The sequence below is a fragment of the Kitasatospora sp. NPDC059571 genome, assembly GCF_042735675.1.
Classification (GTDB): Bacteria; Actinomycetota; Actinomycetes; order Streptomycetales; family Streptomycetaceae; genus Kitasatospora.
On the sequence record NZ_JBHWBW010000370.1, the window covers coordinates 1 to 7994 of the forward strand.

6 protein-coding genes are annotated in these 7994 nt (G+C 77.8%); 3 read left to right on the forward strand and 3 right to left on the reverse strand.

The genetic code is table 11. The features are described 5' to 3' along the window. Nucleotides 1–309: 309 nt before the first annotated feature. Nucleotides 310–2223 (forward strand): hypothetical protein, encoded by a 1914-nt coding sequence (locus ACFV0G_RS29840; protein WP_380554787.1) that lies wholly within the window; start codon nt 310–312, stop codon nt 2221–2223. A 51-nt stretch (nt 2224–2274) separates the two neighbouring features. After that, on the forward strand, nt 2275–3510 hold the full coding sequence (locus ACFV0G_RS29845; RefSeq protein ID WP_380554797.1) for a metallophosphoesterase: 1236 nt from the start codon (nt 2275–2277) through the stop codon (nt 3508–3510). A 29-nt stretch (nt 3511–3539) separates the two neighbouring features. Here the strand turns inward: ACFV0G_RS29845 and ACFV0G_RS29850 are convergent, their stop codons facing one another. Continuing rightward, nucleotides 3540–4289, reverse strand: coding sequence for a TetR/AcrR family transcriptional regulator (locus ACFV0G_RS29850; RefSeq protein ID WP_380554789.1), 750 nt, complete (start codon nt 4287–4289; stop codon nt 3540–3542). A gap of 137 nt (nt 4290–4426) precedes the next feature. Here ACFV0G_RS29850 and ACFV0G_RS29855 point away from each other — a divergent pair, with 137 nt between their 5' ends. Beyond that, nucleotides 4427–5350 (forward strand): NAD-dependent epimerase/dehydratase family protein, encoded by a 924-nt coding sequence (locus tag ACFV0G_RS29855; protein ID WP_380554791.1) that lies wholly within the window; start codon nt 4427–4429, stop codon nt 5348–5350. Between the two features lie 24 nt (nt 5351–5374). Here ACFV0G_RS29855 and ACFV0G_RS29860 read toward each other — a convergent pair whose 3' ends face one another. Next, on the reverse strand, nt 5375–6166 hold the full coding sequence (locus ACFV0G_RS29860) for a leucyl/phenylalanyl-tRNA--protein transferase (protein ID WP_380554793.1): 792 nt from the start codon (nt 6164–6166) through the stop codon (nt 5375–5377). Then, nucleotides 6163–7833 carry a thioester reductase domain-containing protein gene (locus tag ACFV0G_RS29865; RefSeq protein ID WP_380554795.1) on the reverse strand — a complete coding sequence of 557 codons (1671 nt, stop codon included), beginning with the start codon at nt 7831–7833 and terminating at the stop codon, nt 6163–6165. The genes ACFV0G_RS29860 and ACFV0G_RS29865 overlap by 4 nt, the downstream gene beginning before the upstream one ends. Between the last annotated feature and the right edge of the window lie 161 nt (nt 7834–7994).

Sequence of the window (7994 nt, forward strand, 5' to 3'; positions counted from 1 at the left end):
GCTCGCGCGCCCGGCCGCCGGCCGCCCCCCGGCTACCCTCGCCCCGCGCCCCCGCCCCCGGCCCCGCCGCGCCCACCGGGCCGCGCCGCGACGGAGCGTGACGACTATCGAGGACCGTAGTCGGCGCCGACGGTGTGGGAGGCCTCACAGCCCGCCCGGCCCGCCCCCGCCCCGGAATCGGCGCAGAGTGTCCGCCCGGTCACGGCGCGCCGCTGCCGGGGGAGAGCGGATGCCGGCGGAGAGGCGCACGGAGCGGTGCACGGGGAAAAGGGGAGGCCGGTGACCGCCGGGCAGGGACAGAATCACCCGGTGACCCGACCCCCCGCCGCTCCGCCCGCCCCGTGGGCCGCCCCCGCCCGGCAGCCCGCCGTCCTGCTCGCCGAGCTCGTGCGCGACCGCACGGGCCTGCTGCTGGACCGGCTCGCCGCCCACCCCCGGCGGCTCGCCGAGGTCGACCGGCAGGTCCGGCGGCTGCCGGACCCCGAGCTGTCCGGGGCGCTCGCCGCCGCCGTCACCGAGCTCGGTGCACGGCACCCGGCGCCCGAGTCGGTCGCCCTGGCCTCCGCCCACCCCGACGGCCGGGTCCGGGCCCGCGCGGTGCGGGTGATCCTCGACCACCCGGCGCCCCGGCCACTGCTGCCCTGGCTGGTCCTCCGCACGGCCGACTGGGCCGTACCCGTCCGAGAGGCGGCCTGCGCGGCGCTCGCCGTCCTGCTGCACCGCGACCCGGCGCAGTACCTCCCGGCCGCCGCACCGGCCGTGCTGGCCTTCGGGGCCCGCAGCCGGTCCGGCTTCGCCCGGGCGCAGCTCGCCGCCGCCGTCGGCGCCCACCCCGGGTCGGCCGACCTCTTGCTCGCCTCGCCGCACCCGGCCGTCCGGGCCTTCGCCTTCCGCGCCGGGGCCGCCCGCCGGCCGCTGCGCGACCTCGCCGAGCTGGCCGCCACCGCGCCGGACGCCGCGGTGCGGGGCGCGGCCGCCGAGGCCGCCGCGCGCGAGGCGGTCTGGACGGCCAGGCCGGAGCCGCTGCGCCGACTGGCCGACAGCCCGCACGCCGAGGTGCGCGCGACGGTGCTGGCAGGGCTGGTGCGCCTCGGTGACCTGCGGGCGGTGGCCGACCGGCTGGACGATCCGGCGCCGCTGGTCCGCCCCCCCGCCCCCGCGGCGGGCGGGGGGCGCGCGCGGGCTCCGCGGCCCGCCACCACAGCCCGGCCCCCGGCGGGGGGGGGGGCGGCCGGGCGGGGGTGGTGGGGGCCCCCCCCCCCCGGCCGGGGGGGGCCCCCGGCGCCCGTTGGGGGGGGGCCCATCGCCGCCATCGCCGAGACCGGCCGGGCCGCGGACGCCGCTCTGCTGCACCCGGTGCTCGCCCACCCGTCGGCCGTCGTCCGGGTCCGCGCTGTCCGCGGCTTGCGGCAGCTGGGCGCGGTGCCGGTCGATCTGCTGCTGCCGCTGCTGCACGACCCGTCGGCCAAGGTGGTCCGCGAGACCGCGACCGCGCTGCGGACGGTGCCCGAGACGCTGCCGCCCGGTCTCGGCGCCGGACTGCTCGCGCGCGGCGCCCGCCCGGCCGAGCGCCGTGCGGGCCTGCGACTGCTGGCCGGGGCGGACCCGCTCACCCGCCTCGACCTGCTGCTCGGGGCTCTGCGCGACCCGGACCCGGGAGTCGGCCGGCTGGTCCGCGCCCACGCGGTCGCGCTCGTCCGGCGGCTCGGCCCCGCGGACCTGCGGGCCGCCCCTGCCGGATCCGGTGCGGCCCTGGCGGCCCGGGCCGAGGCCGTCGGCGAGCTGCTCGGCGAGCGCGAGGTGCAGCGCCTGTACGAGCTGCTGGTGCCGGACGGCGTTCGCACCGAACTGCGGCGCGCCCGGGACGGCCGGCTCCACGGCCTCGTCCTGCCGGGCCGGACGGTCGAGCTGGTCTTCACCGCCGAGGACGCCGACGCGGTGGCCGGGCGGCTGCGGGAGGCGTTCTGTGCTGCGCTGGACGGGCCGGACGCGCCGCTGCCGGACTGGTTCCGTGCCGCCTGCGGTGCGGCGGGCCGGGACGCCGGCGCCTGGCACCGCGCCGTCGCGGCCGGTCCGGGCCGCGGCTGGGCGTGGGGCGAGGCGCACGGCTGGGGCCGGCAGGGGGTGCTCCGGCTGGCCGTCCCGGCGGTGCCGTTCGCGGGGGAGGAACTGGTGCGGCTGCTGCTGGACGCGGCGGGTGCGCGGCAGGTGGCGGTGGGGTAGCGGGGCCCCGGGCGCCAGGTGGCGGCACGGGGTGCCGATACTGGCCGCATGATGATCGCGCTGGTGCTCCTGGTGGCCGTCGCCGTGCTCGTACTCGTCCACTGGTACGTGTGGCGGCGGATGGTCCGGGACGTCTCGGCGCCGGGCGGGTACGGGCGCCGGATCGGGACGGCGCTGGTCGTCGTGCTGCCGCTGCTGTCGGTCGCGGCGCTGGTCGGCGGGCGGGCGTTCCCGCTGGCCGTGGAGCGCTGGTTCGCCTGGCCCGGGTACCTGTGGCTGGCGGTCCTGCTCTACCTGGTGTTCGCGCTGCTGGTGGGCGAGGCGGTGCGTCCGCTGCTGAACCGCGCGGTCGCGCGGCGCCCTTCCGGGCCGGACCCTGCCGCGGTGGAGGAGGCGCCCGCTGCCGAGGCCGAGGCCATGGCCGCTCCGGCGCCCGCGCCGGTGGCCGCCGGTGTGCCCGACCCGTCGCGGCGGCTGCTGGTGGCGCGCGGTGTGGCGGTGGCGGCCGGCGGGGCCGCGGCCGCGGTGGTCGGCACCGGGATGTACGGCGTGCTGCGCGGGCCGCGGGTCGAGCAGGTGACCGTGCCGCTGGCGAAGCTGCCGCGGCAGGCGCACGGCTACCGGATCGCGGTCGTCAGCGACATCCACCTCGGACCGATCCTGGGCCGTTCGCACACCCAGCGGATCGTCGACACCATCAACCGGGTCCAGCCCGACCTGATCGCCGTCGTCGGCGACCTGGTCGACGGCACGGTCCCCGACCTCGGCCCGGCCGCCGAGCCGCTGGCGCAGCTGCGGGCCCGCGACGGCGCCTGGTTCGTCACCGGCAACCACGAGTACTTCTCCGGCGCGGCGCCCTGGGTCGAGTTCGTCCGGGAACTCGGCGTCCACCCGCTGGAGAACGCGCGCACCGAGCTCGCCCACTTCGACCTGGCCGGGGTGAACGACCTCGCCGGCCGCTCCGAGGGCCAGGGGCCGGACTACGACCGGGCGCTGCGCGACCGGGACACCGCCCGGGCCGCCGTGCTGCTCTCCCACCAGCCGGTCACCGTGTACGAGGCGGTCCGGCACGGGGTCGACCTGCAGCTCTCCGGCCACACCCACGGCGGCCAGCTCTGGCCCGGCAACTACCTGGCGGAGCTGGCGAATCCGACGGTCGCGGGCCTGGAGCGGTACGGCGACACCCAGCTCTACGTGACCCGCGGCGCGGGCGCCTGGGGGCCGCCCGTCCGGGTCGGCGCCCCCTCCGACATCACGGTCGTCACGCTGGCCTCGCTCCGCGCCTGAGGGCCCGCACCGCCGCCCGCGCGGCGGCTTCAGGGTGCCCCGGCGAGGCCGAGCAGGGCGCCCAGGCGGCGAATCTCGTGGTCGAAGAAGACCCGCGGTTCGGCGACGATCGCGCTGCGGTGGCCGAAGACCTCGAACGAGACCGCGCCGAACAGGTACGTCCAGGCGATCAGCCCGCTGACCACCCGGTCGGCCGGGACGCCGGGCGGCAGACGCTCCAGCAGCGGCGCCAGGGCTCGGCGGGTTGCGGCCGGCACCGCTGCGCCGTCCGCCGCCGAACCGGGCGGTGGTCCGGCCGGCGTGCCGGGGGACCCGTCCGGCGCCTGCCCGGCGGGCATGAAGAGGGCCCCGAGCAGGAAGGGCACCCGGGTGCCCGGCGGCACGGTGTCCTGCGGCGCGGCGTAGCCGGGCACCGGCGAGCCGAAGAGCAGCGCGTACTCGTGCGGGTGGCGCAGCGCCCAGTCGCGCACGGCGTGGCAGATGCCGACCCAGCGGTCGAGGGCGGGGCGGTCGGCGAGCTCCCGGGCGGCGTCCTCGGCGGCGTCGGAGACGGCGGCGTAGCTGTCCACGATCAGGGCGGTCAGCAGGGCGTCCCGCCCGGGGAAGTACCGGTAGAGCGCGGAGGGCGTGCTCAGGCCCAGTTCGCGGGCCACCGCGCGCAGCGAGAGCGCGGCCGCGCCGACCTCGGCCAGCTGCCGGCGGGCGACCTGCTTGATGTCCTTGGTGAACTCGACGCGGGCCCGCTCCCGGGGCGTGGGGGTCTTGCGCTGCGGTGGCATACCCGCAGTCTGGCACGGAGCGAGAACGGCGACAACGTCGGAGAACACTGTTCTTGACAGTCCTGCCTGGGTGCAGCATGCTCATCACAGGGGAGAACAGTGTTCTCGATTCAAGCGGAGCACCCGGGGAGCATTCCATGAGCAAGCACGTGATCGTCGGCGCCGGCCCGGTCGGCCGGGAGGCCGCCCGCCTGCTGGCGGAGCGCGGCGAGGAGGTCGTGGTGGCCACCCGCTCCGGCACCGTGCCCGGGGTCGCCGGGGCGCGCGCCGTCCGGCTCGACGCCTCGGACGCCGCGGCCCTCTCCGGTGCCGCCGCCGGTGCCGCCGTGCTCTACAACTGCGCCAACCCCGCCTACCAGCGCTGGGCCGCGGACTGGCCGCCGCTGGCGGAGGCCCTGATGACCGCCGCGGAGCGGACCGGCGCCGTCCTGGCGACGGTCGGCAACCTGTACGGCTACGGGGCCGTGGACGCGCCGATGACCGAGGCGACGCCGCTGCGGCCGAACTCGGTCAAGGGCGGTGTCCGGGCCCGGATGTGGCAGGACGCCCTGGCCCGCCACGAGGCCGGCCGGATCCGCACCACCGAGGTGCGGGCCTCGGACTTCATCGGCCCCGGTGCCGAGAGCCACCTCGGCGACCGGCTGGTGCCCCGGCTGCTCGCCGGGCGCGGGGTGCAGGTCCTGCGCAGCGCGGACACCGCGCACACCTGGACGTACACCGCGGACGTCGCCCGGCTGCTGGTGGAGGCGGGCTCCGACGAGCGGGCCTGGGGCCGCCCCTGGCACGTGCCGAGCAACGCGCCGCGCACCCAGCGCGAGGCGGTCGCCGACCTGGCCCGGGTGGCCGGGGTGGCGCCGGTGCGGGTCGGCGAGCTCCCGGGCGCGGTCGTCCGGCTGCTCGGTGTGGTCAACCCGGTGGTGCGCGAGGTGCGCGAGGTCGCCTACCAGATGGAGAGCCCGTTCGTGCTGGACTCGACCGCGGCGGAGCACACCTTCGGGCTGCGGCCGACGCCCTGGGACGACGTGCTGGCCGCGGTGGTCGCCCACTACCGCCGACACTGACCGGCCGTCAGGGCGGTCCGGCTCTCAGAGCAGCGCGGCGCCCAGCAGGCGCACCGGCCGTTCGTCGCCCGGCGGCGGCCGGGAGTCCCCTCCCTCGTGCAGCAGGCGCAGGTAGCGGGTGCGGGGCATGGCGGTGGCGCCCAGGCTGCGCACGTGCGGGCCGTCCCACTGGGCGTCCAGCAGCCGGCCGCCCGTCTCGGCGAACCGCCGGGCGAGGTCGACGACGGCGATCCGCGCGGCGTCCGGTCGGAGCCGGAACATCGAGTCGAGGCTGAGCACCGGGCCGACCCTGACCCCGAACACCCCGCCGACCAGCGTGCCGTCCTCCCACACCTCGGCGCTGTGCGCCCGGCCGGCGGTGTGCAGGGCGGCCAGCCCGCGGCGCAACTCCTCGGTCAGCCAGACCGGTCGGCGGCCCTCGGCGCACCGGCGGACCACCTCGTCGAAGGCCCGGTCGGCGGTGGTCGTCCAGTTCGTCCGGCCGCGCAGCCGGCGGGCGAGCCGGCTGCCGAGGCGGGCCTCGCCGACCGCGATCACCGGCCGCGGATCGGGCGACCACCAGGCGACCCGGTAGCCGCTGCCGTCCCCGAGCGGGTCGTCGAGGGCGACCGCGCCGGCCGCCACCAGGTCCTCGTAGCGGGCCTCGTTCAGGTACATGGCGTAGTCGTCGGCGGCGGGCATCGGGAAGGCGCCCGCCCGGTAGCCGGCCAGCAGCCCGGCCGGGCCGAGGTCGGCGCAGAACGCGGCGGGGCCGTCGGGGACGGCGTCCGCCAGGTCCACCCCGCTCCACCAGGCGGCGGGGTCCGCGCCGTTCACGCGGCATGCTCCAACTGGCCGGACGCCTCCAGGCGTTCGAGGTAGAAGTCGAGCAACTGGGCGTCCACCGGCGGCACCTCGACCCCGGTCGAGGCGAGCGCCCGTTCGGCGTTGCCGCGGTCGAAGAGCGGGAAGACCGGCCGGAAGTACATCTCGCTGATGGTGAGCCGGCTGTCGGCGGCGCGGTCGACGAAGAGCGGGACAAACGGCGTGATCGGGTGCGCCGGGTGCTCGGTGGCGAACGCGATCAGCCTCTCCACCCAGGCCCGGTAGGGCAGTCGGGTGATCGCCCGGCCGCGGGCGCGGAGCCGTTCGGCGAGGTCCGGCAGCATCGCCGGGCTCGGATTGGTCAGGTGCAGCACCTCGCCGCGGGCCTGCTCCCGGGTGGAGATCAGCGCCAGCGCGCGGGTGAAGACGTCGGCGGGCACGAAGTCCAGGGGGAGTTGGACCTCGGGGGTGGTGCCGCTGTCCCACAGGTAGCGGATGATGGCGCAGAGCTCGGTGCCGGGGTTCATCACCCCGTGCCGCAGGTCGCCGGTGACGTCGTTGACCCGGTGCACGGTGACCGGCAGCCCGGCCGCCGCGGCGTGGTGCAGCAGCGCCTCGGCGACCCACTTGCTCTCCACGTAGCCGACCGACAGGCGGTCGGCGTGGGCGAGCGGCGACTGCTCGGTGACGTGCCGGGTGCCGGCCGAGCCGTACCCGGCGAGCACCGCCATGCTGGAGAGGTAGTGCACCGGTATGGCCCGGGAGTGACCGGCCAGCCGGATCACCTCGCGGGTACCGGCCACGTTGGCCGCCCTCAACTGGTGGTACGGGTAGAGGAAGTTGACCTGCCCGCCCAGGTGGTGGACGAGGTCGACGGTGCCGGCCAGCCGTTCGAACCGGTGCCGGCCGAGGCCGAGCAGCGGCTCCGACAGGTCGCCGACCACCGGGACCACCCGCTCGGAGTGCAGATCCCGTCGCAGGTAGCGTTGGTGGGAGGCGCGCAGCCGCTCCATGGCGTGCTCGCGGTCGGGGGCGCGGACCAGGCAGTGGATCCGGGCGCCGGTGGTCTCCAGCAGGGCGTGCAGCAGGTGGGCGCCGCAGAAGCCGGTGGCGCCGGTGAGCAGGATGTCGCCGGGCTCGTGCCAGCGCGGACCGGGGCCGTCCTCGCGGTGCACCGGGACGCCGAGTTCGGCCTCGGTGGCGTAGTCGACCGCCTGGCCGGGCTCGATGGCGGGGTGGGCGCCCCGGGCGTCCCGGGTGACCCGGGTGAACGCGCCCAGGGTCGGGTTCTGCAGTAACGACCGGGTGAGCAGGCGGATCCGGTCGACGCCGATCCCGAACATGATCCGCGCCCGGGCCAGCATCTCCATCGCCAGCAGCGAGTTGCCGCCCAGCTCGAAGAAGTCGTCGTCCACGTCGACGTGTTCGACGTCCAGGATCTGCGCCCAGAGGTACGCCAGCCCGGCCTCCACGGTGGTGCCGGTGCTGCCGTTGCCGCGCGGCGCGGTCCGCCCGGAGCCCGCCAGTCCGGCCCGGTCGATCTTGCCGCTGGGCGTCACCGGCATCTGCTCGACCGGGACGAACACGCTCGGCACCAGGTGGTCCGGCAGCCGCGCGGCCAGGAACTGCCGCAGGTCCTCCGGCTGCCGGCCGCGCGAGGTGTAGTACGCGGTGAGCACCCGTCCGCCGCCGTTGCCCTCGCCGGGGACGGCCCCGGGGGGGGGGGGCCCGCGGCCGGGGCCCCCCCCGCGGCCCGTGGGTGCGCGACCCCCGCGGCCCGGCGACCGGGGCGCCGACGCCCGCGTTCACCGCGGTCACCGCGGCGGGCAGGGCGGGCAGG